We start from the raw sequence: 25,069 nt of genomic DNA, 5'->3' as shown, positions 1-25,069 counted from the left end.
CATGCTCGAGATTGTCCGGCAGCAGATGATCTGCATCGTTGCGCCCGGCTGGCCCGGCGGAGGCGGTCTCCCGCAGTCACTCGAGGATGCGCTGGACAGCCTCTTGCGCGATGTCGCGGTGGTTCACTTCGCTTCGATCGGGCTCCTGCCGGCGGTGGCCGATGCCGCGGAGCAAAGGCCCTCGCTGATGCTCGAGCTTGCGGTCGAGGAGGGCCTGCGCCCGTACGACCTGCTGTATCGCCTCATCCACCATCCCGGCGGCGCGATGTGGTCGCTGTTCGGCGCCATGGTCGCTCCCGGCGTTGCGGTCCCCACGGCGCAGCACGAGCAGCAATTGCTGGACAAGCTGATGCAGTGGCACAGCATCGCCGATGGCGCCTTCGTCGGCGCCCGCGACCGGTCGGTCCGGCAGATCAAGATGGAGCAGGACCTGCTCGAGCGCACGCGAGCCGAGGCGCGGACGCTGAAATCCAAATACGGCAATGATCGCACCGCGTTCGCGCTGGCGCTGGCGCGATGGGCATACGCAGACCCACGCTTCGAGTGGGCGGCCACGCCTGCACCGCGTTCCTACTGGCGCGGGAAGGGGGCCGGCATCGGCGCGAAGCTCGCCTATCCGGTAGCGGCGATCGTCCTGTGGTTTGTCGCGCTCTGGCTCATCTCGGCACTTCCGCGCGCCTACAATTGGTTCTTCGGCGAACCGGGTCCCATCGTGCAGGCCGTGGAGGACGCCGTCAGCAAGACGAGCAAATGTCTGCTGGCGATAAGTGGACACGGTTTGCTGGCGTTCGCGGTGATTGCATTTCTCGTGTGGCTGTTCCTGGTCCCGCTGCCTGCGCAATTCGTGTCATGGAGGCGCTGGTTGAACAGCGTTCAGCAAGAGCTCGACCGACCGACCGATACGTTCTCATCGCTGTCGACCTATGTCGGTGGCTGGGTCATCGGCGTGCCGCTGCTGCTGGCCATAGCCGCGTGCGCCATAGCCTACACTTTCGCGCCGCTGGCCTATGCGCTCGCTCCGGACTATATGGCGCGTATCGTCGAACCAAAGATACCAAAGCTGACCGGATTGGAGATCATCGGGATCGCCGTCGTGGTGATCGCTGTGGTGCTTTGCATCGGTGCGCTGTTCTATTGGCTCAATCGCCGCTTCACGAAGCTGAGCGAGCAGTTCTTCCATCCGCTCGAAGACGACGTTCCGCGCGCCCAGCAGATCCACCCGTCGGTCGAGAGATGCGAGGCGGAGCTGGTCCGCAAGACCCAGCACATGTTCAGCCTTACGGATGTGCGTCGTCCGAACGGGTGGAGCGCGTGGTGCATCCGGACGGCCCTGCGTATCGTGACATTCGCCGGACGGGTGTTTTTCACGCAAGGGTGGCTCGGAAATGCGCCGGGCATCCATTTCGGTCACTGGCACATCATCGACAACGGTCGCCGCTTTCTGTTCTGCTCGAACTATGACGGCAATTTCGGCGGCTATCTCGACGATTTCATCAACGGTGCTTCTACCGGAACCACGCTGGCCTGGCGCTGGACGGAGCTCAGTCCACGCGCGCCGGCGGTGGACGGTCAGCCTGGCATTGCCGCGCCGCGCAGCTTCCCGCCGACGCGCTTTGTCATCTTCCGTGGTGTGAAGTGCGAGCTGAAATTCAAATCCTACGCGCGCGACAGCATGCTCCCGCACATCTACCATTTCGACGCGTGCAACAGGACGATCGAGCAGATCAATCTTGCGACCGGACTGCGCGACGCCCTGTTCGGCGAGCGCAACGAGAAGAACGACGACCTGATCATGAGGGCGATCGAGACATGAAGCACGCACCGCTTCTCTCCGAGCAAAGCGACGACATCCAGGGCATGCTGAAGAGCGGCTTCGGCTGGCTCAAGAGCAGCCGCTTCTGGTTGCTCACGATCCGCGAAGGCCGCGTGGATCAGGCCCGGGCCTGGCTCGCGAAACTCGTCGACAGCGGTTTGGTCGTCAGCGCCAAGCGTGTCGGGACGGGCAGGAAGAAACCGGAAGAGTCGATCAGCGAGGCCGTGGCGGTCGCCTTCAGTTTTTCAGGGCTGAAGAAGCTCGGCTGTACCGAGGCGGAAACGCATCCGTTTCCGACTGCTTTCAGCAGTGGCATGGGAAGCGCATTGCGCAAAGAGCTGTTGAGGGACGCTGGGCGTGATCAATGGCGCTGGTCGGATGTTGAAGACCCCGACGGCCGCCAAACCGTTCACATCCTCGTTGCGCAATGGTGGGTGCTCGACAAGAAATCGCGAATGGAGGATCCCGATCCGGATGCGTTCATCGTCAGGACCGTTGAAAACAATCCTTGCTCGTTCAAGAAAGAGGAAGATGGCAAACTGCGCGAGCCGTTCGGGTTCCGCGACGGCCTCGCTCAACCCGTGATCCGCGGCCTCAGGGAAGAGGGGGGTGCCGCGCTGAAGCAGGCCAAGCGCGATGCCGGGGACCTCTATGAGGATCGTGTCGTCGAGCCCGGAGAATTCATTCTTGGCTATCGCAACGAATATGACGAACTCACCTACTGTCCCAACGTGAAGGAGTGGCCGCAGTCCAGTGCCCGCTTCACGCTGAACGGAAGCTACCTGGCCGTGCGGCAGATCGCGCAGGATGTCGATGCGTTCGAGCAGTTCAAGACGGCTAATGGCCAGCACATCTGCGAAAAAATGATGGGGCGTCGGATGGACGGCATGCCGCTCGGATGGCAGGGACCTCTGGGGTCGGATTCGGCGGCGGACGCCTTCCGCTATCGAGTCCAGGACGCAAACGGCTTCGTTTGCCCCCAGGGAGCTCATGTCCGCCGGTCCAATCCGCGCGATTCCCTTGGCATCGATGTGCCATCGAGCATCAAATCATCCAAGCTGCACAGGTTGCTCCGCCGTGGACGGCCCTATCGTGAGACGACCGAAAGCGGCACGTCGTGCGATGGCTTGTTCTTTATCGCGTGCAATGCCGATATCGAGCGCCAGTTCGAGTTCATCCACCAGCGCTGGGTGCAAAACCCCCGGTTCGGGACTCTTGAAGGCCAGGACGATCCTGTCGTGGGTTCGTCGCCTGTCCCGAAGACGTTCACCATTCCGGGATTGCCGAGCGGCAGCGAAGTGACGCTGGCCTCGTTCACGCAGGCGCTCGGAGGCGGTTACTACTTCTTGCCGGGGATCGCGGCGCTTCAGTTCATCGCCGGAGGTCGCGCCGGTGCAAAGCCTGCCCCGTCGCGTCAGGTTGAAGCGGCCTCCTGAGAGGGAAGACGGCGGAGGGCTTAGTCCTGCGGCTCTGACGCCGCATCCCCTTGCGCGTCGATGCGCAGCCAGCCCGACGGGGCGAGGCGCTGCTGCGGCAGGAAGCGGGCCTTGTAGTCCATCTTCTTCGAGCCCTCGATCCAGTAGCCGAGATAGACGTAAGGCAGCCCTTGCCGGCGGGCGCGGGCGATGTGGTCGAGGATCATGAAGGTGCCCATCGAGCGGCTGACCTGGCTCGGCTCGAAGAAGGAATAGACCATCGATAGGCCGTCGCTGAGCACGTCGGTGAGCGCAACCGCGATCAGCTCCTCGCCGCGGCCGGTGATACCGCTGTCGGGGCCGCGCTTGCGGTACTCGATGATGCGGGTCTCGACATGGCTGTCCTCGACCATCATGGCGTAGTCGAGCACGGTCATGTCGGCCATGCCGCCGTGGCGGTGTCGAGCGTCGAGATAGGCACGGAATACCGAATATTGCTCGGAGGTCGGGACCGCACTGCGCTGCTCGCCGATGATGTCGGCGTTACGCGCTATCACCTTGCGGAAGTTGCGGGACGGGCGGAACTCGTTGGCGATGACCCGGACCGACACGCAGGCGCGGCACTGGTCGCAGGCGGGCCGATAGGCGATCGACTGGCTGCGGCGGAAGCCGCCATGGGTCAGGAGGTCGTTGAGGTCGCCCGCGCGGTCACCCACGAGGTGCGTGAACACCTTGCGCTCATGCCGGCCCGGCAGATACGGGCAGGGAGAAGGCGCCGTAAGGTAAAATTGGGGGGTGTCGCGCGAGTGCTGGGTCAAGGGACGCCGTGGGCCTCCAAAACGGGTGTCAGCATCGCGCTACGGAAGCCCTCGGTCAATTGGTCTGCTCGGCAGGTCAGATCAGTCAGCTTAGTCGGTCCTGGTTGATAGGTTCTTGATCAGTAGGTTCTGGCGCCCTGCGGCAGGGGTGCGCGGACCGAGTTGTTGATCACGACCGTTCCGAGCACGAAGTCATGCAAAAGGCGCCGGCGGCCGTTGAACAGGCCGACCAGGACCACGAACGGCGACAGGAACGAAACCGTCACCCAGAACAGGACGGCATGGGTGGCGCCGAGCACGAAATAGCCAGGAGCGCCGTACCAGGTGCGCAGCTCCAGGTCCATCACCCGCATGCCGATCGTCGCCGACGACGGACCGCCGATGCAGGCGCCGTAATAGACGATGGCCCAGATCACGGAGGCCGGCCAGGCCAGCCAGAACAGCGCCCAGCCGATGCCGAGCGTGACCACGCCGAACAAGGCGATGAAGAGGTAGCCGAGGATGACCGGCACCGAGATCACGACCATGTCGATCAGGAAGGCGAACACCCGCCGCGTCGCGACGCCGCGGAACAGTTCCGGGTGCAGATATGGATCGTAAGCGTGCGGTTGCACCCCGCCGTCATTGCGCCAGGCGCCTGCCTGGGGTCCCGAATTGCCCGAGTCCGAATACGACATGGTCCATCCTCCAGATGGGAAACTTCCGTGGCAGGACATGGGAACAGGCCGTCCGCGTGCCAAGGGCGTCGGGATTAACAAGCCGAAATATTCCGGCGATTCGGGGGCGAGGGGGCGGGAGGAGGGACGGGCTGCAACCGCGAACCCAAGCGTCGTCCTGGCGAAAGCCAGGACCCATTACCCCAGGAAGAGTTTGGCGAAGACCAGAAGTTTGATTCCTTCGCTGGTACGAATACCGCCCGCCATCGATGGATCACGCGGTATGGGTCCTGGCTTTTGCCAGGACGACAATGACCTTACCCCTGCGCCCGCAGCTTCTCCGCCGCCTTCGGGGCAAAGTAGCTCAGCACGCCATCCGCGCCGGCGCGCTTGAACGCGAGCAGGCTCTCCATCATCGCGCGGTCGCCGTCGAGCCAGCCGTTGCCCGCGGCCGCCGCGATCATCGCGTACTCACCGGACACCTGGTAGGCGAAGGTCGGCATCGCAAAGGTGTCCTTCACGCGGCGGACCACGTCGAGATAGGGCATGCCGGGCTTCACCATCACCATGTCGGCGCCCTCGGAGATGTCGAGCTCGACCTCGCGCAGCGCCTCGTCGGTGTTGGCGCTGTCCATCTGGTAGGTGCGCTTGTCGCCGGTCAGCGTCTTGGCCGAGCCGATGGCGTCCCGGAACGGGCCGTAGAAGGCGGAGGCGTATTTGGCCGCATAGGCCATGATCTGCACGTCGATGAGCCCTGCCTGGTCCAGTCCCTCGCGGATCGCGGCGACGCGGCCGTCCATCATGTCGGACGGCGCGATGATGTCGCAGCCGGCTTCGGCCTGCACCAGGGCCTGGCGCACCAGCACGGCGACCGTCTCGTCGTTCAGGATCGCGCCGTCCGCGATCAGGCCGTCATGGCCGTGGCTGGTGAAGGGATCGAGCGCGACGTCGCAGAGGACGCCGATCTCCGGAAATTCCTTCTTGATCGCGCGTACGGCCTGGCAGACCAGATTGTTCGGGTTGCAGGCCTCCGAGCCTTCCTCGTCGCGCAGGGACGGGTCGGTGTAGGGAAACAGCGCGATGCAGGGGATCGTGAGCTTCATGGCGCGCTCGGCCTCGCGCACGGCCTGGTCGACGCTGAGGCGCTCGACGCCCGGCATCGAGGCGATCTGCTCGCGCTTGTTGTTGCCGTCGATCAGGAACAGCGGCCAGATCAGATCGTCGGTGGTGAGCACGTTCTCGCGCACCATCCGCCGGGCCCACTCGGCCTTGCGGTTGCGGCGCGGACGGATGGCCAGATCGAGGGCAGGGGAGGCTGCTGCGCCATCCCGGCGCGAAACCTCGCGCAATTCGATCGGACGCCCGTATTTGATCGCCATCACTCTTCCTCCGGCTGGAATTATTCTTATACCAGCTCGCATGGTTCCCGTCACCGCGGCTTGACCTGCCGCAAGGGATGGCAGCCGATTGATTTTGCGGGGCGAAACAGCCAGAAGGGAGCCATGTCCGAGATCTCCACCCGCGATGCGGCCCGCGACAGCGCCAACGCCAGGGACGCCGCCAGAGACAATGCCAGAGACAATGCAATGTCGGTGGCGGCGATCTCGTCGGAGCGCCCGGAGTCCGACGACAATGTCTGGACGCGCCGGCTCGTGCTGTTCCTGCGGGTGATGGCGGTGCTCTCGATCCTCAAGGGCCTCTATCATTGGGCGCAGGTGACCGGCTTCGTCGGCGGCGAGGACGAGGCGTTCGAGAACCAGTCGATGGCCTGGCAGGCCGCGACCGTCTACTTCGCCGTGATCGAGCTCGTCGCCGCCGTCGGGCTGTGGCTCGCAACGCCCTGGGGCGCGGTGGTGTGGCTGACGACCGTGGTGTCGATGGCGGTGATCGAGCTGATGTTCCCGGGAATCTACGGCGGCAGCCTGGTCGTGGTCGGCGTCGAGGTCTTCATGCTCGCCGCTTATCTGGCGCTCGCCTGGATGGCCGCGCGCGAACGGCCGCCGTAGGGCGGATGCAGGACTCTTGTAGGATGGGTAGAGCGCAGCGAAACCCATCACCGACGTGCGCCCGCATCGATGGGTTTCGCTTCGCTCTACCCATCCAACGATCTGTTCAGCTCCGGGGCACGAGAGCAGAGTTCGGCGCTTGGTTGACCGCTGGTTGCCTAAAATTCGAAGTAAGTTTTCGCTAACCTAGCCCGATCTATTCACGAGAGCACGGTCGTTCTTGACGTCTGACGGGGGCTGGCGGCTGGCGTGGGTGACCGTCCGGCCTTTTCTCACCGGGTTCTACATCAAGCTGTTTTGTAGGCGATGGAGGAGTGGGGCGGGTGAGCGGGCGCAGGCCCGGTCGGTTACGGACCGAGCGGGAGCAGCGCGCCGGGCAGGCCGCGGATCAGGTCGGCTTCGGGACATGCCGCGGCAAACGCAAGGCGAATGCGGCTCGTGGTCTCGACCACACGGGCAGCGAGTTTCAAGAGACGAAGACGCAGCGTCGCGAACTCGGCAGTGGCCAATTCCCGGGCTTTGGGAATGGCGTCGCGCACGGTCAGCATCAGCCAATAAGCGGCCGTATGGAGCACGAGACGGACCTGGTTGGCGAGCGCCGAACGGCAGCTGGTGCGGTCGGAGGCGAGCTGTGTCTTATGCAGCTTGATCAGATTCTCGGCTTGGCCGCGCGCGCAATACAGGCTGTCGTAGATCCACTCGGCCGAGCCGACATCGAGGCTGGTGACGACGAAACGGATGTCGAGGCCGAGCATCGTCGCCTCAATACGGGCGACGGTGCGCCGTTCGCGATCCCAGGACTTTGCCTTGTGGCGGGTCTCGGTATAGCCACGCAGAACCGGCAGGTTCTCGATGGCGCGTCGGGTGCGGATGTCGTCGGCGACCTCGTCGACTTTTCTGGCGAGAGGCTTGGTGCCGGACAGACCGAAGATGTAGTCGATGCCGTTGGTCTCGCACCACGCCATGGCCTCCGGCCGGGCATAGTGCCCGTCGCCACGGAACGTAATTCGCGTGTTGTGCCATCGCGTGCGGATATGCCGTACCAGGCGGCGCAGATGGGCACGCACCTCGACGCCGCCCGGCGTCTTGCCGGGCCGCAGCACGACGGCCACGGGCCGGCTCTTCTCCGTGTCGTAGACGTGGATCGGCAGAAAGCAGCGTTCGTCATAATGAGCGTTGAACAGCGAGAGCTGCTGATGGCCGTGGACGACGTCGCAGGTATCATCGATGTCGAGCGTGACGGATGCCGGCTCGTGGGGGTAGCTATCCATCCATGCGTCGACCAAAATGTAGGTCAGTCGGATCACGTCGCGCAGGCGCGGAGCATTCTCCAGCCGCGACAGCGTCGGCTGGGAACACAGATCCCGGCCCGTGTCCGGTAGGCGACCGCAGGCCAGCTTGAATGCCGGATCGGACCGCAGATGATCGAGGTCGTCGGCGTCCTCGTAGCCGCAGCAGATCGCGAACATGCGCGCGCGGAACATATCGACCAGGCTGTGCACGACCCGCGTCGGATCGCGCCGATCCGGGAACACCCGGGCCAGATTGTCGGCCAAGCCGAGACGCCGCTCGGCCATCGCCAGAAGCATCACGCCCCCGTTCGAGGTTAGGCGCCCACCATCGAAGGCAGCTGTGACTTTCTTGGCGTGAATGGCTGGAAACGAGAAGGGCGGAATCGTATCGTCGGTCATGGCGGGCGTGGCGTTCGCGGTTGGAGGTGATGGGGTTGGCTTCACAACCGAATCCTACGCCGTATCAGCGCTTTACACCACGCTCGCCAGCCTCTCGGGCGCCTCTTACGAATAAGACAGGCTAGCCTGGTCCGCCACAGCTCTTACGCGCGCGTTTCGAAACGGGGCGGGGCTGTTCTGGAATGCGACAACCGGGGCGGACGGAGGGTGAACAGGACCTTGCGAGGGTCAACAGAGGGTTGCGAAAAGCCCTTGTGGCACAGGCTTAATCCGCAATTCACTGTCTTAAATTCATGATCTCTTTATTCTCTTATTTAAGCCGATCTTCAAACGAGCCCCTTAAGTTGCACCTATCAGACGGGACACAAGTTTCGTCGAATAAGTGTCGATAAAAACGACAACAGGGGAAGTGTCATGATGAAAGCCGTCGCAACTGCGGCAGATACCGCAGAGCGCGTCTCCGGCCAGCAGGGTTCGGTGCAGTCGCTCTATCTGGAAGCTTTGACTCTGGTGGAGCGGCTGCATCGCCGGCTCCTCGACGTCATCAAGGACGAGTTCGATCGCCGCGGTCGCGCCGACATCAACTCGGTGCAGGCGCTCCTGCTCTACAACATCGGCGATAAGGAGCTGACCGCGGGCGAGCTGCGCACGCGCGGCTACTATCTCGGCTCCAACGTCTCCTACAATCTGAAGAAGCTCGTCGAGCTCGGCTTCCTCGATCACCAGCGCTCGCGCGTCGATCGCCGCTCGGTGCGCATCCGCCTGACGCCGCAGGGCCAGGAAGTCCGCCGTATCGTCGACTCGCTCTACCAGAAGCACGTCAAGACGGTCGAGCAGGTCGGCGGCATCTCGGGCGAGGAATTCTCGACCCTCAACAAGTCGCTGCACCGTCTCGAGCGGTTCTGGACCGACCAGATCCTGTATCGGCTCTGAGTTTCCAAGGGATGGCCAAGCCGGCCGGCAACAAGACCGGCAAGCCTCCCGAACGTGCCTGACTTCCCCAAGCGCACCGGCCCGGTTTCTCCCGGACCGGTGCGTTTTGTCATTTTGCAGCTGCGAGAAAATTCGCCCGGGTGGAACCGGAGCCCGGTATCGCCGTTAGTTCTCTGGATTCGGAGGATGCGATGCTGGTCGGGCGCGGGCTGCAGGTCATGAACGTCCAACTCGTGAGTGATGCCTATGCCATCGCCGCGAATTACCTCCGCCGCTCCGGTGCGATTCCCGACACGCTCGTCACCAACGAACACCTGCTCGAGATCATCATCAAGCTGCTCCAGCACGGCGAATTCAACAAGATCAGGCTCGCCAACAAGGCGATCGCCCGGTTCGAGACGCAGTCCGAGGCCCGCGCGGTTGCCTGATCAAAACTCCCGACATTCCAGAGAACCAGAGGGTGCCATGGACGCTGCCATCGACCGCATCATGCAGACTTATGACCTGCTCGCCAATCGCACGGCGGCGGCCAGCGAGGAGGCACGCGCCAAGGTGACGAACTACCTCAACACGCTGATTGAAGCGGGTGAGAAGGACCCGCACAGGTTGACGGTCTGCGGCCTGACCTATTTGCGCCAGCTCGACGGCAGCGTGGACCCCGTGAAGGCCGGGTATACGGGGCTCTAAGGGGGAGGGGCGGCTCTCATCGGCCGGCAGGACTTTAAGGTCCAAAACGGCCCCTTCAGGCATCATCGGAACGGGGCGGTTCCAGCGAACCGCTCCAGCGTCCGGATCCTTCAATCCCCACCATATCTTGCATAAATATCAGGCCCGACCCGCAACTACTTGGCCGGGGGCGGGCGATGTGGTAGATCGCGCTCGCCGCTTCCGATCGCCCCACCAGACCCGCCCGTAGCCCGCCAAAAGGCTGCGGCGGTGGAGATATTCGCAAGATGACCTCAGCCAGAACCGCCTCCGCGCCCGATTCGTTTTTCACCGCCTCGCTCGACCAGGCCGACCCGGAAATCGCAGCCGCCATCAAGGGCGAGCTCGGCCGGCAGCGCCATGAGGTCGAGCTGATCGCCTCCGAGAACATCGTCAGCCGTGCCGTGCTGGAAGCGCAGGGTTCGGTGATGACCAACAAATATGCGGAAGGTTATCCGGGCGCGCGTTACTATGGCGGTTGCGAGTGGGTCGACGTCGCCGAGAACCTCGCGATCGACCGCGCCAAGAAGCTGTTTGGCGCTGGCTTCGCCAACGTCCAGCCGAACTCCGGCAGCCAGATGAACCAGGCGGTGTTCCTGGCGCTGCTCCAGCCCGGCGACACCTTCATGGGCCTCGACCTCGCGGCCGGCGGCCATCTCACCCATGGCTCGCCCGTCAACATGAGCGGCAAGTGGTTCAAGGCCGCGCACTATACCGTGCGCCGCGAGGACCAGATCATCGACATGGACGCCGTCCAGAAGCAGGCCGAGGAGGTCAAGCCGAAGCTGATCGTGGCCGGCGGCTCGGCCTATTCGCGCGCCTGGGACTTCAAGCGCTTCCGCGAGATCGCGGACAGCGTCGGCGCGTATCTGCTGGTCGACATGGCGCACTTCGCCGGCCTCGTCGCCGGCGGCGTGCATGCCTCGCCGGTGCCGTATGCGCACGTCACCACCACGACGACGCACAAGTCGCTGCGCGGTCCGCGCGGCGGCCTGATCCTCTCTAACGACGAGACACTCGCCAAGAAGCTCAACTCGGCGATCTTCCCGGGCCTGCAGGGCGGCCCCCTGATGCATGTGATCGCGGCGAAGGCGGTCGCCTTCGGCGAGGCGCTGCGTCCGGACTTCAAGGTCTATGCGAAGAACGTCGTCGAGAACGCCAAAGCGCTGGCCGAGGCGATGAAGAGCCACGGGTTCGATATTGTGTCCGGCGGTACCGACAACCATCTGATGCTGGTCGACCTCAGGCCGAAGGGCCTGAAGGGCAACGTCTCGGAGAAGGCGCTGGTCCGCGCAGCCATCACCTGCAACAAGAACGGCATTCCCTTCGACCCCGAAAAGCCCTTCGTGACCTCGGGTCTGCGTCTCGGCACCCCGGCGGCGACGACCCGCGGTTTCGGCGTCGCCGAATTCCAGCAGGTCGGCGGCATGATCGCCGAGGTGCTCAACGCGATCGCGCAGTCCGACGACGGCAAGGCGCCGCTGGTGGAAGCCGCGATCAAGGAACGGGTCAAGGCGCTCACCGACCGGTTCCCGATCTATCAGTAAGGCTAGGCCAAGCGGATGCGCTGCCCGAACTGCAACAGTCTCGATACGCAGGTAAAGGACTCGCGTCCGACCGAGGACTCGTCCGTGATCCGCAGGCGGCGCGTGTGCGTCGCCTGCAATTTCCGCTTCACCACCTTCGAGCGCGTGCAGCTGCGCGAGCTCACGGTGATCAAGCGCAACGGCCGCCGTGTGCCGTTCGACCGCGACAAGCTGATGCGCTCGGTGCAGATCTCGCTTCGCAAGCGGCAGGTCGAGCCGGAGCGGGTGGAGAAGATGGTCTCCACCATCGTGCGCGAGCTCGAGACCGGAGGCGAGGCCGAGATCTCCTCCGAGGTGATCGGCGAGACCGTGATGGAGCATCTGCGCACGCTCGACGACGTCGCCTATGTGCGTTTCGCCTCGGTCTACCGCAATTTCCGTGAGGCCAAGGATTTCGCCGACGTGCTCGGCGAGCTCTCCGGTGAGGAGGAAGCGCGGCTCGCCGCGATCCGCAAATGATCTTCCGCATCCTGGAGGATCAGTTCGCGCAGAAGATCCGCGAATCCAAGGACGCCGATCGCCGCTTCATGCAGCTTGCGCTGGCGCTCGGCCGGCGCGGGCAGGGGCGGACCTGGCCCAATCCGGCCGTCGGCGCCGTCATCGTGAAAGACGGCGTCATCGTCGGCCGCGGCTGGACGCAGCCCGGCGGACGTCCGCATGGCGAGCCCGAGGCCTTGCGGCGTGCCGGTGAGGCGGCGCGCGGGGCCACGCTCTACGTCACGCTGGAGCCGTGCTCGCATTTCGGCAAATCGCCGCCTTGTGCCGATGCGGTGATTGCGGCCGGCATCAAGCGCGTGGTGGCGGCGATCGAGGATCCCAATCCTGAAGTCGCAGGCCAGGGCCATGCCCGTCTGCGTGCTGCCGGCATCACCGTGGACGTGGGTCTCTGCGCGGCGGAGGCTGCGTTCGACCACGCCGGGCATTTCCGCCGCATCCGCGACAGGCGCCCACATGTGATCGTGAAGCTCGCAGTCTCGCCCGACGGCAAGATCGGCGCCGCCGGCGGCAAGCCGGTCGCGATCACGGGCGAAGCTGTGCGCAATCGCGTCCATCTGCTCCGCGCGCAGAGCGATGCCATCCTGGTCGGCATCGGCACGGTGCTGGCGGATGATCCGCTTCTCACCTGCCGCCTGCCGGGCATGGCGGCGCGTTCGCCGGTGCGCGTTGTGCTCGACCAGAGCCTGCGCATGTCCGCGGCGAGCCAGCTCGTCCGCTCCGCGCGCGAGACGCCGCTGTGGGTGGTGGGCTCTGAACTTGCCGAGGCTGCGGCCGCCACGCGGCTTGGAGCAGCCGGCGCGCAGATCATCCGCGTACCGCCGGGAAACGCCTCCGGGCTCGATCTGCCGGCAGTGCTGCATGTGCTGGCCGAGAAGGGCATTTCGCGGCTGATGGTCGAGGGCGGCAGCCGCGTTGCGGCTTCGTTCGTGGCGGCCGATCTCGTCGACGAGATCTGGCTGTTCCGCGGCGCGGAAGAGGTCGGCAGCAGCGGCGTCGATGCGCTCGATGCATTGCCCCTGTCGAAAATCACGCAGTCGCAGGCCTACAAGGTTCATGCTAGCGAGACATTCGACAAGGATACTCTCACCATCTACGAGCGCGCCTAACATGTTCACCGGCATTGTCACCGATCTCGGCGAGATCGTCAGCTTCACGCCAACGGCGCAGGGCCAGTTGCACCGGCTGCGCATCGCCTGCAGCTACGATCAGACCACCATTGCCGATGGCGCCTCGATCGCCTGCAACGGCGTCTGCCTGACGGTCGTCGCTTCAGGTGTCGCGGGCGGCAAGACCTGGTTCGACGTCGATGCGGCCGCCGAGACGCTGGCGCTCACGACGGCAAAGCACTGGAGGGTGGGCACCAGGCTCAATCTCGAACGCGCGCTCAAGATCGGCGACGAGCTCGGCGGCCATATTGTCGCCGGTCACGCCGACGGGATCGCGACCATCGTCAGCCGCGAGGACCTGCCCGACATGGCGCGGTTCGTGCTCTCCACGACGCGCGAGCTGGCGCGGTTCATCGCCACCAAGGGCTCGATTACGCTCGACGGCGTCTCGCTGACGGTCAATACGGTTGCGGACGTGACCTTTTCGGTGCTGATTATCCCGCACACGCTGACCGTCACGACGATCGGCGGCTGGAAGGCGGGGGCCGAGGTCAATATCGAGGTCGACCTGATGGCCCGCTACGCGGCGCGGCTGACGGAAATGAAGTGACCGGCGCAGCCGGTCATTCCGGGGCGGTCCGTAGGACCGAACCCGGAATCTCGAGATTCCGGGTTCGCTTCGCGCCCCGGAATGACAGTTTAAAACTTGGCTTACATGCGTTCGGCGACTACATAGCGCCGACCCCTGTGAAACGGATTGAACGATGGCAGACGCGCGGCGCGCACCCTTGAAGGACCAGACCGACATTTCCGGCGCGCGTGCGCTGATTGTCGAGGCGCGGTTCTATGACGATCTCCAGGATGCGCTACTGGACGGCGCAGTGGCCGAGCTGAAGGCCGCCGGCCTGACGCATGACGTCATCACGGTTCCCGGTGCGCTGGAGATCCCGGCGGCGGTGGCCATTGCGGTCGATGCCGCGGCGGCCAACGGCAAGCCCTACGATGCGGTGATCGCGCTCGGCTGCGTGATCCGCGGCGACACCATCCATTTCGAGATCGTCTCGCAGGAATCCTCCCGAGCGCTGATGGACCTTGCGGTTTCGCGAAAGCTCCCGCTCGGCAACGGCATTCTCACCGTCAACACCGAGGCGCAGGCCTGGGCGCGGGCGCGCGCCAGCGAGCTCAACAAGGGCGGCGATGCCGCGCGCGCTGCGCTTGCGATGCTGCGCATCAAGCGCCGCCTGGCGCGGGCCTGAGCCATGGCCGACAACAACAAGAAGCCGGCGGGGCTTACGGAGAAGAAGGCGAACCGGCGCGGTGCGGCGCGGCTCGCGGCCGTCCAGGCGCTGTACCAGATGGATATCGCCGGCGCCGGCATCAACGACATCTTCGCCGAGTTCGAGAGCCACTGGCTCGGCAACGAGGTCGAGGGCGATACCTACCTGCCGGCCGAAGCCGCGTTCTTCCGCGACGTCGTCTCCGGCGTCGTGCGCGACCAGAAGAAGCTCGACCCCCTGATCGACGAGGCGCTGTCGAAGGGCTGGCCATTGAAGCGGATCGAGGCGATCCTGCGCGCGGTGCTGCGGGCCGGGGCCTATGAGCTCCAGCATCGCAAGGACGTGCCGGGCCGCGTCGTGGTCTCCGAATATGTCGACGTTGCCAATGCCTTCGTCGATCGCGAGGAGACCGGCATGGTGAATGCGGTGCTCGACCAGATCGGCCGTCAGTTTCGCGGTGACGAGTTCGGGCGAGGGTAAACACAGATTCCGCTGTCATCCCCCGCCTTGTGCGCAGTTGCGCACTGGGGCGGGTGATCCAGTACGCCGCGGCAGCGGTTATTGAAATCGGGCGTCTCGGCGTACTGGATCGCCCGGTCAAGCCGGGCGATGACAGTGGAGTTTGGGGCTAGCGCCGATGACCAACGCACCGGAAAACTCCGCCGAAGACTCCCTCATCGGGCGCTATTTCAAGCCGCTGGCGACCGATCCCGGTGCGTTCGGGCTGGTCGACGATGCCGCGGTCCTGTCCTCGTCCGGCGACGACATCGTCGTCACCACCGATGCCGTGATCGAGGGTGTGCACTATCTTGCCACCGACCCACCCGACACCATCGCGCGCAAGGCGCTGCGGGTGAACCTGTCCGATCTCGCCGCCAAGGGCGCCGTGCCGGCCGGCTTCGTGCTGACGCTGGCGCTGCGGAGCAAGGAGGACGCCTGGCTCGGGCCGTTCGCGGATGCGCTGGGCGAGGATGCGAAAACCTTCGCGTGCCCGCTGCTCGGCGGCGACACGGTGTCGACGCCGGGGCCGCAAATGATCTCGATCACCGCCTTCGGCCGCGTGCCACGGGGTCGGATGGTCGGCCGCACCGGGGCGCGGCCAGGCGACCGTATCCTGGTGACAGGCACGATCGGCGATGCCGCGCTCGGACTTGACGTGCTCACGGGCGGCGCTGCGGCTGCGGCGCTGGCGTCCGATCCTACCGCAAGGGAAGCTCTGGTCTCGCGCTATCGCATTCCGCAGCCACGCAACATGCTGGCGCGCGCGGTGAGGGACCATGCGTCGGCTGCGATGGACGTCTCCGACGGGCTCGCCGGCGACCTGACAAAACTCTGCGCGGCGTCGGGCGTCTCGGCCTCTGTGGACGTGGCGAACGTGCCGCTCTCGGCCGCCGCGGCGGGCCTGATCGTGCGCAACGCCGTTTGCGTCGAGACGCTGCTTGCCGGGGGCGACGATTACGAGGTGCTGTGCACGGTGCCGCCGGCGCAAAGCGATGCGCTGATTGCCGCGGGGCGGGCCGCTGGCGTTGCGGTCACGGCGATCGGCACGATCGTCGCGGGGAGCGCGCGGCCGCGCTTCCTGGACGGGCAGGGCCAGGAATTGGCTTTGAAGCGGCTGTCCTACAGCCACTTCTAGGAATTGCTCCAAATCGCGGCGTCCGGGCGATGGGCTCAGGACTTGGAGCTCAGGACTTGGAGCTCAGGACTTGCTCAGGACTTGGCCTAAATACTTGCCGAGATCGGCTTTTTCGGCCGCTTCCGGCGTTGCACCATCAAGTTGATTTTGGCAAGCTCGCGACCGACTGAGGCCGCCCCTTCGGGAAAGGGGGCGGCCTTGTTCGAAATCAAGGCGCCGCACCGCACGACGGACAATAAAAGGCGCCGGGGACACATCAAGGATCTGAGGCAAAAAATCACATGACAGCATTATGGTTGATAGTGCTCTGCGGAGTGCTTTCCGTCGTCTACGCGATTTGGGCGACGTCTTCGGTGTTGAGCGCGGATGCGGGGTCGCCGCGCATGCAGGAGATCGCAGCTGCGGTGCGCGAAGGCGCACAGGCCTATCTGCGGCGCCAGTACACCACGATCGGTATCGTCGGCATCGTCATCTTCGTGCTGCTTGTCTATTTCCTCGGGCTCTATGTCGCGATCGGTTTTGCCATCGGCGCCATCCTGTCGGGGGCGGCCGGCTTCATCGGCATGAACGTCTCGGTTCGCGCCAATGTGCGCACCGCCCAGGCGGCGACCACGTCGCTCGCCGGCGGCCTCGAGCTCGCCTTCAAGGCGGGCGCGATTACCGGCATGCTGGTGGCGGGTCTCGCGCTGCTCGGCGTGACCCTCTATTTCGGCTTCCTGGTCTATTCGCTGAAGCTCGCGCCTGACAGCCGCGTCGTCGTCGACGCCATGGTGGCGCTGGGCTTCGGCGCCTCGCTGATCTCGATCTTCGCCCGTCTCGGCGGCGGCATCTTCACCAAGGGTGCGGACGTCGGCGGCGACCTCGTCGGCAAGGTCGAGGCCGGCATTCCCGAGGACGATCCGCGCAACCCGGCGACCATTGCCGACAACGTCGGCGACAACGTGGGCGACTGCGCCGGCATGGCCGCCGACCTGTTCGAGACCTATGCGGTGACCGCGGTCGCCACCATGGTGCTCGCGGCGATCTTCTTCGCCAAGACGCCGATCCTCATGAGCATGATGACGCTGCCGCTCGCCATTGGCGGCATCTGCATCATCACCTCGATCATCGGCACCTTCTTCGTCAAGCTCGGGCCGAGCCAGTCGATCATGGGCGCGCTCTACAAGGGCCTGATCGCAACCGGCGTGCTGTCGCTGATCGGCATTGCCGTGGTGATCTACACGCTGATCGGCTTCGGCAAGCTCGACGGCGTCGATTATACCGGCATGTCGCTGTTCGAATGCGGCGTCGTCGGCCTGATCGTCACCGCGCTGATCATCTGGATCACCGAATACTACACCGGCACCGACTATCGTCCGGTGAAGTCGATTGCGGCTGCGTCGGTGACCGGCCACGGCACCAACGTGATCCAGGGCCTTGCGATCTCGATGGAGGCGACCGCGCTGCCCGCGATCGTCATCATCGCCGGCATCCTCGTCACCTACAGCCTTGCCGGCCTGTTCGGCATCGCGATCGCGACGGCCACCATGCTGGCGCTGGCCGGCATGATCGTCGCGCTCGACGCCTTCGGTCCGGTGACGGACAACGCCGGCGGCATCGCCGAGATGGCGGGCCTGCCGAAGGAGGTGCGCAAGTCGACCGATGCGCTCGACGCCGTCGGCAACACCACCAAGGCGGTCACCAAGGGCTACGCGATCGGTTCGGCCGGTCTCGGCGCGCTCGTGCTGTTCGCGGCCTACAACCAGGACCTCAAGTTCTTCGTTGCGGACTCCGCGCATCACACCTACTTCGCCGGCGTCAATCCGGACTTCTCGCTGAACAATCCCTATGTGGTGGTGGGCCTCCTGTTCGGTGGTCTGCTGCCGTATCTGTTCGGCGCGATGGGCATGACGGCCGTGGGCCGCGCGGCGAGCGCGATCGTCGAGGAGGTGCGGCGTCAGTTCCGCGAGAAGCCCGGCATCATGCAGGGCACCGACAAGCCGGACTACGGCAAGGCGGTCGACCTGCTGACCAAGGCGGCGATCAAGGAGATGATCATCCCCTCGCTGCTGCCGGTATTGTCGCCGATCGTCGTCTACTTCCTGATCTACGCGATCGCCGGAGGCGGTGCGACCGGCAAGTCGGCGGCGTTCTCGGCGGTCGGCGCGATGCTGCTCGGCGTGATCGTGACGGGCCTGTTCGTCGCGATCTCCATGACCTCCGGCGGCGGCGCCTGGGACAACGCCAAGAAGTACATCGAGGACGGTCACTACGGCGGCAAGGGCAGTGATGCCCACAAGTCAGCGGTGACCGGCGACACCGTCGGCGATCCCTACAAGGACACGGCGGGACCGGCGGTGAACCCGATGATCAAGATCACGAACATCGTGGCTTTGCTGCTGCTGGCGATCCTGGCGCACTGAACCTGTCGCGCGCTACAAACGACAAACCCGCGGTGCAAACCGCGGGTTTTTTGTTGTCCGCTTTACGGGGGACCGTCGCCATGAAGGTCGAGACGACCAAGTGTATACGGTGCGGCTGCGACATGCTGATGGCCGACACGGTCTGTCCGACTTGCGGCAGGGTGCAAGCCGGTGGCCGGCAATCCGGTGCGCGTACAATGCTGGCGGTCGCGCTGGCGGCCGCCGTCCTCATCGCCTTCAACTGGTTCAAATCTCCTGCGCCGCAAGCGAGCCCGCCTACTGCACATCCATCTGCAAACCTTCCTTCTGGATGATGCCGGCGAACTTCTTCGTCTCGGCGTCCACGAAGTCGGCGAACTGCTGCGGCGTGCCGTAGTCGGCGCGGGCGCCCATGGCGGCGATGTTCTTCTTGATGTCGTCGCGCTCCAGCATCGCCTTCACCTGGAGATTGAGCGCTTCGAGCACCCCGGCGGGGACGCCTTTCGGCAGGAACACCGAGAACCACGACGAGACGTCGAAATTGGCCAGCTCCGGTGCGCTCTCGCGCATGGTCGGCAGGTTCGGCGCGAGGTCGCTGCGCTCGGCGGTCGTCACGCAGAGGCCGGTGAGCGTGCCGTTCTGGACCTGCGGCAGGCTCGGATAGAGGTTGTCGAACAGGATCTGGATGTCGCCGGCGAGCGCGGCCTGGAGCGCGGGCCCGGCGCCGCGGAACGGGATGTGCGTCATCTTCAGCCCGGTGAGCTGCAAGAACCAGGCGCCGGTGAGGTGAGGGCTCTGGCCGACGCCGGAGGAGGCATAGCTGAGCTTGTCCGGATTGGCCTTGAGATAGGCGATCAGCTCGGCGACCGACTTGATGCCGGTCTTCGGATGCGCCGACACGATGTTCGGGATCCGGATCATGTTGGAGACCGGCTGGAGCTGGTCCGGCTTGTAGGTGAGGTTCTTGAAAATACTGTAGGCGATCGCGTTCGGCCCGGGGTTGCCAATCAGGATGGTGTGGCCGTCCGGCTTGGCGCGAACCACCTCGGCGGTGCCGATCGTGCCGCCGCCGCCGGAGCGGTTTTCCACGACGGCCGACTGGCCCCAGGTATGGGCGGCCAGGAGCCGGCCCATGACATCAGTCGAACCGCCGGCCGCAGCCGGCACGACGAGGCGGACGTTTTCGGTGGGTTTCCAGTCCGCCAGGCTCGATCGCGGCAGGATCGCTGCAGCCGACAGGCCGGCAGCGCCGGTGAGCACGCGGCGGCGGGACAACAAGGTTTTCGGCACGAATCCACTCCCAGCTTCTTGTTTTGCAGGGAGCGTATGGAACCCGGCGCGCGACGGCAAGTCGCACGCGCCGGCAAGTGCCGCGCGGAGGGCGGCACGACGCCGCAGGCTGAAGGCTCAGTTAAAGCTGAGCAGTTTGAACAGCGGCGTGAGGTAGCTCATCTCCTGGCCCGATGTCGGCGTGGTGCGGCTGATGAAGTCGAAGATCTTGCCGTCCTGGAGGCCGTAATTCGCCAGCCGGCGCACGCGCCGGTTCTTGTCGAAATAGATCGCGATCACGCGTTGATCGACCACCCTCTGGTTCATGAAGGCGACCATCCGCTCCGAGCGCTGCGAGATGTAGTAGAAGACCTCGCCGTCGAGGGTCGCGACCGTGGAGGGCGTGCCCATCACGATCAGCACCTGGTCCTGGCTCGCGCCGATCGGAATCTGCTCCAGCGCGCCGGGCGGCAGGATGTAGCCCTTCTGGAACTGCTCGCCGGTGCAGCCCGCGAGCGCCACGCCGACCAAGGCCGCAGCGGCAGCGATGCGCAGGCCGCGCCAGCGTGCATGAAGGCCGCGCCGCTGGTCTGCGCGCGGGCTCGTCTGGTTCGTTATCGTCATAGCGGAACTGATTCCGTCCCCTTGCGTCGCGCGAGGCGCTGAAGTACCGGGCTGAGGCTCTGAATGCAACACGCGCGCGCCCGCTTGCGGAAACCACAATGCTTTGGCCGTTCAATCACTTCAGGAAACCCCGGCTAGCCCCGCCGGGCACCATTGAAGCCATCTATGGCATGATCGTGACGCAGGCGCGAGAACCCATATTTTACCGCGACTTGGGCGTGCCCGATACGGTTAACGGGCGTTTCGACCTGTTGCTGCTCCATCTCTGGCTGCTGCTGCGGCGCCTGCGCACGGTCCAGGGCGCCACGGAGCTGTCGCAGGCGCTGTTCGACCGCTTCTGCGAGGACATGGACGACAATCTGCGCGAGATGGGGGTGGGCGACCAGACCGTGCCAAAGCGGATGCGAGCCTTCGGCGAGGCCTTTTACGGCCGGGTGCAGGCCTACGATCAGGCGATCGAAGCTGGCGGTGAGGCGCTGGCGGCGGCGATCTGCAAGAATATCTTGAATGGGTCCGGCATGGACCAGGCGGAGCGGCTCGCGGCCTACGCGCGGGCCACGGACGCCGATCTCGGCCGGACCGGCGAGGTCGCGCTGCTGCGCGCGGCCTTCAACTTTCCCCCGGCACTTCCCGAGGATGTCACGCCATGAGCCGACCGAATACTGGACCCGATCCCTGGCGGTCCCCCGTCATCGTTGCGCAGATTCCCGACACCGGCCTGCACCGCGAGATCGAGGCGTCGGCCGCCGAACGGCAGGTCATGGCCGAGGTCGCGGGCGTGCGGGAGATCCTGTCCGCTAACGCCAGCTTCGACGTCGTGCCGAAAAGCGGCGGCCGGGTCCAGGTCACGGGCCTCGTCCGCGCCCGGGTCGGCCAGACCTGCGTGGTCTCGCTCGATCCGATCGAGAACGAGATCGAGGAGGAGGTGGACCTGACGTTCGCCCCCGAGGCCGAGGCACGCCGCCTGTCCGACCTGATCGAGGAGGGCCAGGACGACGAGGAGCCGCCGGAGGTCATCGACCCGCCGGAGGCCATCATCAATGGCATCATCGACCTCGGCCGGCTCGCCACCGATGCCCTATTCCTGGCGATCGACCCCTATCCGCGCAAGCCGGGGGCTGTGTTCGAGGCGGAGGTCGTTGAGCTCGACCCGGCGGACCATCCCTTCGCAGCGCTGAAGGCGCTTCAGGACAAGAAGAAGGGCCAATAGCTGCCGATTCCCCGTAAGACCGCTCTGCCAGGCAGCGCGAGGCGCCTTTGCGGGAGTGGTTTGAAAACCTGATTTATCTATCTGATTTCCATATATTTCTTGCGAATCTTATGGTTTGCCGCCGGATCGCCCCGAATGCAAAAGGCTGGGGGCAAGAGGTTGTTTCGGGATAACAAAACGCTATTGTCGCGCCCCGGTCCGGGCGCGGCGTGGCGCTTGGCCGCCGCCACGTCCGTGGCGAACCCATTTCGCGGCCCCCGCTCGTTGAAGACCGCACCAGACCAGGTTTCCAGGACTTTTATGCTAAGCAAGGTTCGCATCGCGCTTGACGCCATGGGAGGCGATGTCGGCCCCGCCGTGGTCATTCCAGGCGCCGCCATCTCGCTTCAGAGGCATAGCGCGACCGAATTCCTGCTGGTCGGCGACCGCGCCAGGATCGAGCCCGAGCTCGAGAAGCACCCCGCGCTCAAGGCTGCTTCCAGGATCGTCCATACCGACGTCGCCGTCAGTGGCTCGGACAAGCCGAGCCAGGCGCTGCGCCGTGGCCGCAGGACCTCCTCGATGTGGCTTGCCATCGATGCGGTGAAGAAGGGCGAGGCGGATGTTGCGGTCTCCGCGGGCAATACCGGCGCGCTGATGGCAATGTCGCGCTTCCACCTGCGCACGCTGCCGGGCATCGACCGCCCGGCGATCACGGGGATATGGCCGACCAAGCGCGGCGAGTCCGCCGTGCTCGACCTCGGCGCCACCATCGGCGGCGATGCGCACCACCTGGTGTCGCTGGCCGTCATGGGGGCGGCGATGGCAAGCGTCCTGTTCAACAAGCCGCGCCCCACGGTCGGCCTGCTCAACATCGGGGCCGAGGAGATCAAGGGGCACGAGGAGATCCGCGAAGCCAGTGAAATCCTGCGGGCGAGGAACCTGCCGGAACTCGACTATATCGGCTTCGTCGAGGGCGACGGCATCGGCAAGGGGCTGGCCGACGTGATCGTCGCCGAGGGTTTCAGCGGCAACATCGCGCTTAAGGCTGCCGAGGGAACCGCGCGGCAGATGGCGGAATTACTCCGCAACGAGATGCAGCGGAGCTGGCTGTCCAAGCTCGGCTATCTCTTTGCGCGCAGCGCCTTCCAGGCCCTGCGGGACAAGATGGACCCCAACAAGTCCAATGGCGGCGTGTTCCTGGGGCTCAACGGACTGGTGGTTAAAAGCCACGGCGGAACCAGCGCCGAAGGCTTTGCCTATGCGATCGATGTTGGCTATGAGATGGCTCACTACGATCTCCTGAACAAGATCAATCAGATGCTCAACCGCGAGGGTGGTGCACTCAATTCCGTGCAGGCCGCGCAGGAGGCTGTTTCGTGACCAAAATTCGTTCGGTCGTGCTGGGCTGCGGCTCTTACCTGCCGGAGCAGGTGGTGACCAACGCCCAATTGGCGGCGCGTATCGACACGTCCGACGAGTGGATCGTCCAGCGTACCGGCATTCGCGAGCGGCACATTGCGGCCGAGGGCGAGTTCACCTCGCACTTGGCGATCAAGGCCGCGCAGGCCGCGCTCACCGATGCCGGCGTGGACGCGCAGTCGATCGATCTGATCGTGCTGGCGACCTCGACGCCTGACAACACCTTCCCCGCGACGGCCGTCGCCGTGCAGCACGGGCTCGGCATCAACCACGGCGCGGCCTTCGACCTGCAGGCGGTGTGCTCGGGCTTCGTGTTCGCGCTCGCCACTGCCGACAATTTCCTGCGCACCGGCGCCTTCAAGCGCGCGCTGGTGATCGGCGCCGAGACCTTCTCGCGCATCCTCGACTGGAACGACCGCGGCACCTGCGTGCTGTTCGGCGACGGCGCCGGCGCGGTCGTGCTGGAGGCGCAGGAGCAGGCGGGCAGTGCGGCGACCGACCGCGGTGTCGTCACCACGCATCTGCGCTCCGACGGCCGCCACAAGGCAAAGCTGTTCGTCGACGGCGGACCGTCCTCGACCCAGACCGTCGGTCATCTGCGCATGGAGGGCCGCGAGGTCTTCAAGCACGCGGTCGGCATGATCACCGACGTGATCGTCGATGCCTTCGAGGCGACCGGGCTCAATGCCGACAGCATCGACTGGTTCGTGCCGCACCAGGCCAACAAGCGAATCATCGACGCCTCCGCGCACAAGCTGCACATCGCGCCGGAGAAGGTGGTGCTGACGGTGGACCGTCACGGCAACACCTCGGCGGCCTCGATCCCGCTGGCGCTGGCGGTGGCGCGCAAGGACGGCCGCATCAAGCGCGGCGACCTGATTCTGCTCGAGGCCATGGGCGGCGGCTTCACCTGGGGCTCGGCGCTGGTGCGCTGGTAGAGCCACAGTCGATAAAATTTTGCCGGAATCAGCGGCGATTATCGATGCGTCTGCATTGATGAGCGCTGTTGACCGGCGTATCGTAACCTCATAATTTCAGACAACAATTGTTCGCCGTGATGTGGGGCAGGGCGATGACCGATACAAGTAAAACCGTAACGCGTGTTGATCTGTGCGAAGCCGTCTACCAGAAGGTCGGCCTGTCGCGCACGGAATCGTCCGCCTTCGTGGAACTCGTGCTGAAGGAGATCACCGACTGCCTTGAGAAGGGCGAGACGGTGAAGCTGTCGTCGTTCGGTTCCTTCATGGTCCGCAAGAAGGGTCAGCGCATCGGCCGCAACCCGAAGACCGGCACCGAGGTGCCGATCTCGCCGCGCCGGGTCATGGTGTTCAAGCCGTCGGCGATCCTGAAGCAGCGGATCAACGCCCAGCACCGTACCAACGGCGACGGCAGCAAGGTTCAACCCGAGGCGTAATCGCCTTTCGGATAAGGATTTGGCATTTGGACAAGGCGCCGGATGCGTTCCGAACCATCAGCGAAGTAGCGCAGGAACTCGACATTCCGCAGCACGTGCTGCGGTTCTGGGAGACCCGGTTCTCCCAGATCAAGCCGATGAAGCGCAGCGGCGGCCGCCGCTATTACCGCCCCGACGACGTCGACCTGCTCAAGGGCATCCGCCGGCTGCTCTACGGGGAGGGCTACACCATCCGCGGGGTGCAGCGGATCCTGAAGGAGCACGGCGTCAAATCGGTACAGGGCCTCGCCGACGGCGCGGCCGCGGTCTCGTTCGGAGCCATCGAGGACGCCATCGGCGCGAGCCTGATGGAGCCGGACGACGAGGCGCCGATCAAGGGCGTCGCCGACGCCGACGATGACGACTACCAGGGCGACGAAGAGGACGGCATCGACTTCCGCTTCACGGAGGTCGACGACGAGGAAATCCTCACCACCTTCCGCAAGGGCGGCACCCCCGCCGCGCCCGCCGGCCCCAGCGCGCTGGATCGGGAGCGGCTAGGGCGGGTGCTAGCCGACCTCGTCGCCTGCCGGGAGATGCTGGATCAGGCGCTGAAGGACGGCTAGGGCGGTATCGGCCGGCTTTGCGGGC

Annotated in this window: 26 protein-coding genes; 20 read left to right on the top strand and 6 right to left on the bottom strand. The window is 65.1% G+C overall.

Translation table 11 applies throughout. From position 1 onward, the window contains the following. Position 1 precedes the first annotated feature (1 nt). Both ACFLEY_RS26855 and ACFLEY_RS26850 read left to right on the top strand, forming a co-directional pair. Entirely contained in the window at positions 2–1,813 is a 1,812-nt protein-coding gene (locus ACFLEY_RS26855; RefSeq protein WP_060912474.1) for a hypothetical protein, read from the top strand. Beyond that, positions 1,810–3,249 (top strand): Dyp-type peroxidase domain-containing protein, encoded by a 1,440-nt coding sequence (locus ACFLEY_RS26850; RefSeq protein WP_249162969.1) that lies wholly within the window; start codon positions 1,810–1,812, stop codon positions 3,247–3,249. The genes ACFLEY_RS26855 and ACFLEY_RS26850 overlap by 4 nt, the downstream gene beginning before the upstream one ends. A 20-nt stretch (positions 3,250–3,269) precedes the next feature. Here ACFLEY_RS26850 and ACFLEY_RS26845 read toward each other — a convergent pair whose 3' ends face one another. The 3 genes from ACFLEY_RS26845 to hemB all read right to left on the bottom strand — a co-directional run bounded on the left by ACFLEY_RS26845 (position 3,270) and on the right by hemB (position 6,081). Next, complete coding sequence (locus tag ACFLEY_RS26845) at positions 3,270–4,046, bottom strand: arginyltransferase (protein ID WP_011087800.1); 777 nt, start codon at positions 4,044–4,046, stop codon at positions 3,270–3,272. 119 nt (positions 4,047–4,165) lie between these two features. Next, on the bottom strand, positions 4,166–4,723 hold the full coding sequence (locus tag ACFLEY_RS26840; RefSeq protein ID WP_060912472.1) for an RDD family protein: 558 nt from the start codon (positions 4,721–4,723) through the stop codon (positions 4,166–4,168). A 296-nt stretch (positions 4,724–5,019) separates the two neighbouring features. Next, complete coding sequence (gene hemB, locus ACFLEY_RS26835; RefSeq protein WP_028171629.1) at positions 5,020–6,081, bottom strand: porphobilinogen synthase; 1,062 nt, start codon at positions 6,079–6,081, stop codon at positions 5,020–5,022. A 123-nt stretch (positions 6,082–6,204) separates the two neighbouring features. On the opposite strand from hemB, the gene ACFLEY_RS26830 reads away from it, so the two are divergent. Further along, positions 6,205–6,708, top strand: a complete 504-nt coding sequence (locus ACFLEY_RS26830; protein ID WP_060912471.1) for a DUF6163 family protein — start codon at positions 6,205–6,207, stop codon at positions 6,706–6,708. 347 nt (positions 6,709–7,055) lie between these two features. Here ACFLEY_RS26830 and ACFLEY_RS26825 read toward each other — a convergent pair whose 3' ends face one another. Beyond that, complete coding sequence (locus ACFLEY_RS26825) at positions 7,056–8,399, bottom strand: IS1380-like element ISBdi2 family transposase (RefSeq protein ID WP_039183842.1); 1,344 nt, start codon at positions 8,397–8,399, stop codon at positions 7,056–7,058. A gap of 414 nt (positions 8,400–8,813) precedes the next feature. Between ACFLEY_RS26825 and ldtR the strand changes: the two genes are divergently transcribed. From ldtR to ACFLEY_RS26770, 11 genes are all read left to right on the top strand, one after another. After that, entirely contained in the window at positions 8,814–9,332 is a 519-nt protein-coding gene (gene ldtR / locus ACFLEY_RS26820) for a transcriptional regulator LdtR (protein WP_011087797.1), read from the top strand. A gap of 191 nt (positions 9,333–9,523) precedes the next feature. Next, positions 9,524–9,760, top strand: a complete 237-nt coding sequence (locus ACFLEY_RS26815; RefSeq protein ID WP_028171631.1) for a hypothetical protein — start codon at positions 9,524–9,526, stop codon at positions 9,758–9,760. A gap of 37 nt (positions 9,761–9,797) precedes the next feature. Further along, a complete protein-coding gene (locus tag ACFLEY_RS26810) occupies positions 9,798–10,019 on the top strand; it encodes a hypothetical protein (RefSeq protein WP_011087795.1) in 222 nt (73 codons plus the stop codon). A gap of 266 nt (positions 10,020–10,285) precedes the next feature. Further along, the gene (gene glyA / locus ACFLEY_RS26805; protein WP_028171632.1) at positions 10,286–11,584 is read left to right on the top strand and encodes a serine hydroxymethyltransferase; all 1,299 of its coding nucleotides are present in this window, start codon (positions 10,286–10,288) and stop codon (positions 11,582–11,584) included. A gap of 15 nt (positions 11,585–11,599) precedes the next feature. Beyond that, entirely contained in the window at positions 11,600–12,082 is a 483-nt protein-coding gene (nrdR, locus tag ACFLEY_RS26800; RefSeq protein WP_011087793.1) for a transcriptional regulator NrdR, read from the top strand. Then, complete coding sequence (gene ribD / locus ACFLEY_RS26795) at positions 12,079–13,227, top strand: bifunctional diaminohydroxyphosphoribosylaminopyrimidine deaminase/5-amino-6-(5-phosphoribosylamino)uracil reductase RibD (protein WP_211433676.1); 1,149 nt, start codon at positions 12,079–12,081, stop codon at positions 13,225–13,227. Before nrdR ends, ribD begins: the two co-directional genes overlap by 4 nt. Before the next feature lies 1 nt (position 13,228). Next, entirely contained in the window at positions 13,229–13,837 is a 609-nt protein-coding gene (locus tag ACFLEY_RS26790) for a riboflavin synthase (RefSeq protein WP_028171634.1), read from the top strand. Between the two features lie 154 nt (positions 13,838–13,991). Continuing rightward, positions 13,992–14,483 (top strand): 6,7-dimethyl-8-ribityllumazine synthase, encoded by a 492-nt coding sequence (gene ribH / locus ACFLEY_RS26785; RefSeq protein ID WP_011087790.1) that lies wholly within the window; start codon positions 13,992–13,994, stop codon positions 14,481–14,483. A 3-nt stretch (positions 14,484–14,486) separates the two neighbouring features. After that, entirely contained in the window at positions 14,487–14,984 is a 498-nt protein-coding gene (gene nusB / locus ACFLEY_RS26780; protein ID WP_011087789.1) for a transcription antitermination factor NusB, read from the top strand. A 157-nt stretch (positions 14,985–15,141) separates the two neighbouring features. Continuing rightward, positions 15,142–16,140: a thiamine-phosphate kinase gene (thiL, locus tag ACFLEY_RS26775; protein ID WP_060912469.1), complete on the top strand. Its 999-nt coding sequence runs from the start codon at positions 15,142–15,144 to the stop codon at positions 16,138–16,140. 281 nt (positions 16,141–16,421) lie between these two features. Then, the gene (locus ACFLEY_RS26770) at positions 16,422–18,542 is read left to right on the top strand and encodes a sodium-translocating pyrophosphatase (RefSeq protein WP_028171636.1); all 2,121 of its coding nucleotides are present in this window, start codon (positions 16,422–16,424) and stop codon (positions 18,540–18,542) included. Between the two features lie 276 nt (positions 18,543–18,818). Here the strand turns inward: ACFLEY_RS26770 and ACFLEY_RS26765 are convergent, their stop codons facing one another. Next, positions 18,819–19,811, bottom strand: a complete 993-nt coding sequence (locus ACFLEY_RS26765; protein ID WP_211433675.1) for a tripartite tricarboxylate transporter substrate binding protein — start codon at positions 19,809–19,811, stop codon at positions 18,819–18,821. Positions 19,812–19,928: 117 nt separating this feature from the next. Continuing rightward, on the bottom strand, positions 19,929–20,414 hold the full coding sequence (locus ACFLEY_RS26760) for an outer membrane protein assembly factor BamE (RefSeq protein ID WP_060912468.1): 486 nt from the start codon (positions 20,412–20,414) through the stop codon (positions 19,929–19,931). Between the two features lie 98 nt (positions 20,415–20,512). Here ACFLEY_RS26760 and ACFLEY_RS26755 point away from each other — a divergent pair, with 98 nt between their 5' ends. The 6 genes from ACFLEY_RS26755 to ACFLEY_RS26730 all read left to right on the top strand — a co-directional run bounded on the left by ACFLEY_RS26755 (position 20,513) and on the right by ACFLEY_RS26730 (position 25,044). Then, positions 20,513–21,064, top strand: coding sequence for a ubiquinol-cytochrome C chaperone family protein (locus ACFLEY_RS26755; protein WP_211433674.1), 552 nt, complete (start codon positions 20,513–20,515; stop codon positions 21,062–21,064). Next, positions 21,061–21,624 carry a DUF177 domain-containing protein gene (locus tag ACFLEY_RS26750; RefSeq protein WP_060912467.1) on the top strand — a complete coding sequence of 188 codons (564 nt, stop codon included), beginning with the start codon at positions 21,061–21,063 and terminating at the stop codon, positions 21,622–21,624. Before ACFLEY_RS26755 ends, ACFLEY_RS26750 begins: the two co-directional genes overlap by 4 nt. 300 nt (positions 21,625–21,924) lie before the next feature. Further along, positions 21,925–22,986, top strand: a complete 1,062-nt coding sequence (gene plsX, locus ACFLEY_RS26745; RefSeq protein ID WP_060912466.1) for a phosphate acyltransferase PlsX — start codon at positions 21,925–21,927, stop codon at positions 22,984–22,986. Next, positions 22,983–23,963 (top strand): beta-ketoacyl-ACP synthase III, encoded by a 981-nt coding sequence (locus tag ACFLEY_RS26740; RefSeq protein ID WP_060912465.1) that lies wholly within the window; start codon positions 22,983–22,985, stop codon positions 23,961–23,963. Before plsX ends, ACFLEY_RS26740 begins: the two co-directional genes overlap by 4 nt. Before the next feature lie 134 nt (positions 23,964–24,097). Then, positions 24,098–24,439, top strand: a complete 342-nt coding sequence (locus tag ACFLEY_RS26735; protein WP_028171641.1) for an integration host factor subunit alpha — start codon at positions 24,098–24,100, stop codon at positions 24,437–24,439. Between the two features lie 26 nt (positions 24,440–24,465). Then, positions 24,466–25,044, top strand: a complete 579-nt coding sequence (locus tag ACFLEY_RS26730; protein WP_028171642.1) for a MerR family transcriptional regulator — start codon at positions 24,466–24,468, stop codon at positions 25,042–25,044. Positions 25,045–25,069 lie beyond the last annotated feature (25 nt).

It is taken from the genome of Bradyrhizobium sp. YCK136 (genome assembly GCF_044570075.1).
Taxonomy (GTDB): domain Bacteria; phylum Pseudomonadota; class Alphaproteobacteria; order Rhizobiales; family Xanthobacteraceae; genus Bradyrhizobium; species Bradyrhizobium diazoefficiens.
The sequence above is the reverse complement of the archived record's forward strand: the minus strand, read 5'-3'. Positions and strand labels throughout refer to the sequence as shown.

Bases quoted from the DNA above. Each gene is read 5' to 3' on its own strand.
- ACFLEY_RS26855 (WP_060912474.1), top strand. From the start codon at position 2: ATGCTCGAGATTGTCCGGCAGCAGATGATCTGCATCGTTGCGCCCGGC.
- ACFLEY_RS26850 (WP_249162969.1), top strand. From the start codon at position 1,810: ATGAAGCACGCACCGCTTCTCTCCGAGCAAAGCGACGACATCCAGGGC.
- ACFLEY_RS26840 (WP_060912472.1), bottom strand. From the start codon at position 4,723: ATGTCGTATTCGGACTCGGGCAATTCGGGACCCCAGGCAGGCGCCTGG.
- hemB (WP_028171629.1), bottom strand. From the start codon at position 6,081: ATGGCGATCAAATACGGGCGTCCGATCGAATTGCGCGAGGTTTCGCGC.
- ACFLEY_RS26830 (WP_060912471.1), top strand. From the start codon at position 6,205: ATGTCCGAGATCTCCACCCGCGATGCGGCCCGCGACAGCGCCAACGCC.
- ACFLEY_RS26825 (WP_039183842.1), bottom strand. From the start codon at position 8,399: ATGACCGACGATACGATTCCGCCCTTCTCGTTTCCAGCCATTCACGCC.
- ldtR (WP_011087797.1), top strand. From the start codon at position 8,814: ATGATGAAAGCCGTCGCAACTGCGGCAGATACCGCAGAGCGCGTCTCC.
- ACFLEY_RS26815 (WP_028171631.1), top strand. From the start codon at position 9,524: ATGCTGGTCGGGCGCGGGCTGCAGGTCATGAACGTCCAACTCGTGAGT.
- ACFLEY_RS26810 (WP_011087795.1), top strand. From the start codon at position 9,798: ATGGACGCTGCCATCGACCGCATCATGCAGACTTATGACCTGCTCGCC.
- glyA (WP_028171632.1), top strand. From the start codon at position 10,286: ATGACCTCAGCCAGAACCGCCTCCGCGCCCGATTCGTTTTTCACCGCC.
- nrdR (WP_011087793.1), top strand. From the start codon at position 11,600: ATGCGCTGCCCGAACTGCAACAGTCTCGATACGCAGGTAAAGGACTCG.
- ribD (WP_211433676.1), top strand. From the start codon at position 12,079: ATGATCTTCCGCATCCTGGAGGATCAGTTCGCGCAGAAGATCCGCGAA.
- ACFLEY_RS26790 (WP_028171634.1), top strand. From the start codon at position 13,229: ATGTTCACCGGCATTGTCACCGATCTCGGCGAGATCGTCAGCTTCACG.
- ribH (WP_011087790.1), top strand. From the start codon at position 13,992: ATGGCAGACGCGCGGCGCGCACCCTTGAAGGACCAGACCGACATTTCC.
- nusB (WP_011087789.1), top strand. From the start codon at position 14,487: ATGGCCGACAACAACAAGAAGCCGGCGGGGCTTACGGAGAAGAAGGCG.
- thiL (WP_060912469.1), top strand. From the start codon at position 15,142: ATGACCAACGCACCGGAAAACTCCGCCGAAGACTCCCTCATCGGGCGC.
- ACFLEY_RS26770 (WP_028171636.1), top strand. From the start codon at position 16,422: ATGACAGCATTATGGTTGATAGTGCTCTGCGGAGTGCTTTCCGTCGTC.
- ACFLEY_RS26760 (WP_060912468.1), bottom strand. From the start codon at position 20,414: ATGACGATAACGAACCAGACGAGCCCGCGCGCAGACCAGCGGCGCGGC.
- ACFLEY_RS26755 (WP_211433674.1), top strand. From the start codon at position 20,513: ATGCTTTGGCCGTTCAATCACTTCAGGAAACCCCGGCTAGCCCCGCCG.
- ACFLEY_RS26750 (WP_060912467.1), top strand. From the start codon at position 21,061: ATGAGCCGACCGAATACTGGACCCGATCCCTGGCGGTCCCCCGTCATC.
- plsX (WP_060912466.1), top strand. From the start codon at position 21,925: ATGCTAAGCAAGGTTCGCATCGCGCTTGACGCCATGGGAGGCGATGTC.
- ACFLEY_RS26735 (WP_028171641.1), top strand. From the start codon at position 24,098: ATGACCGATACAAGTAAAACCGTAACGCGTGTTGATCTGTGCGAAGCC.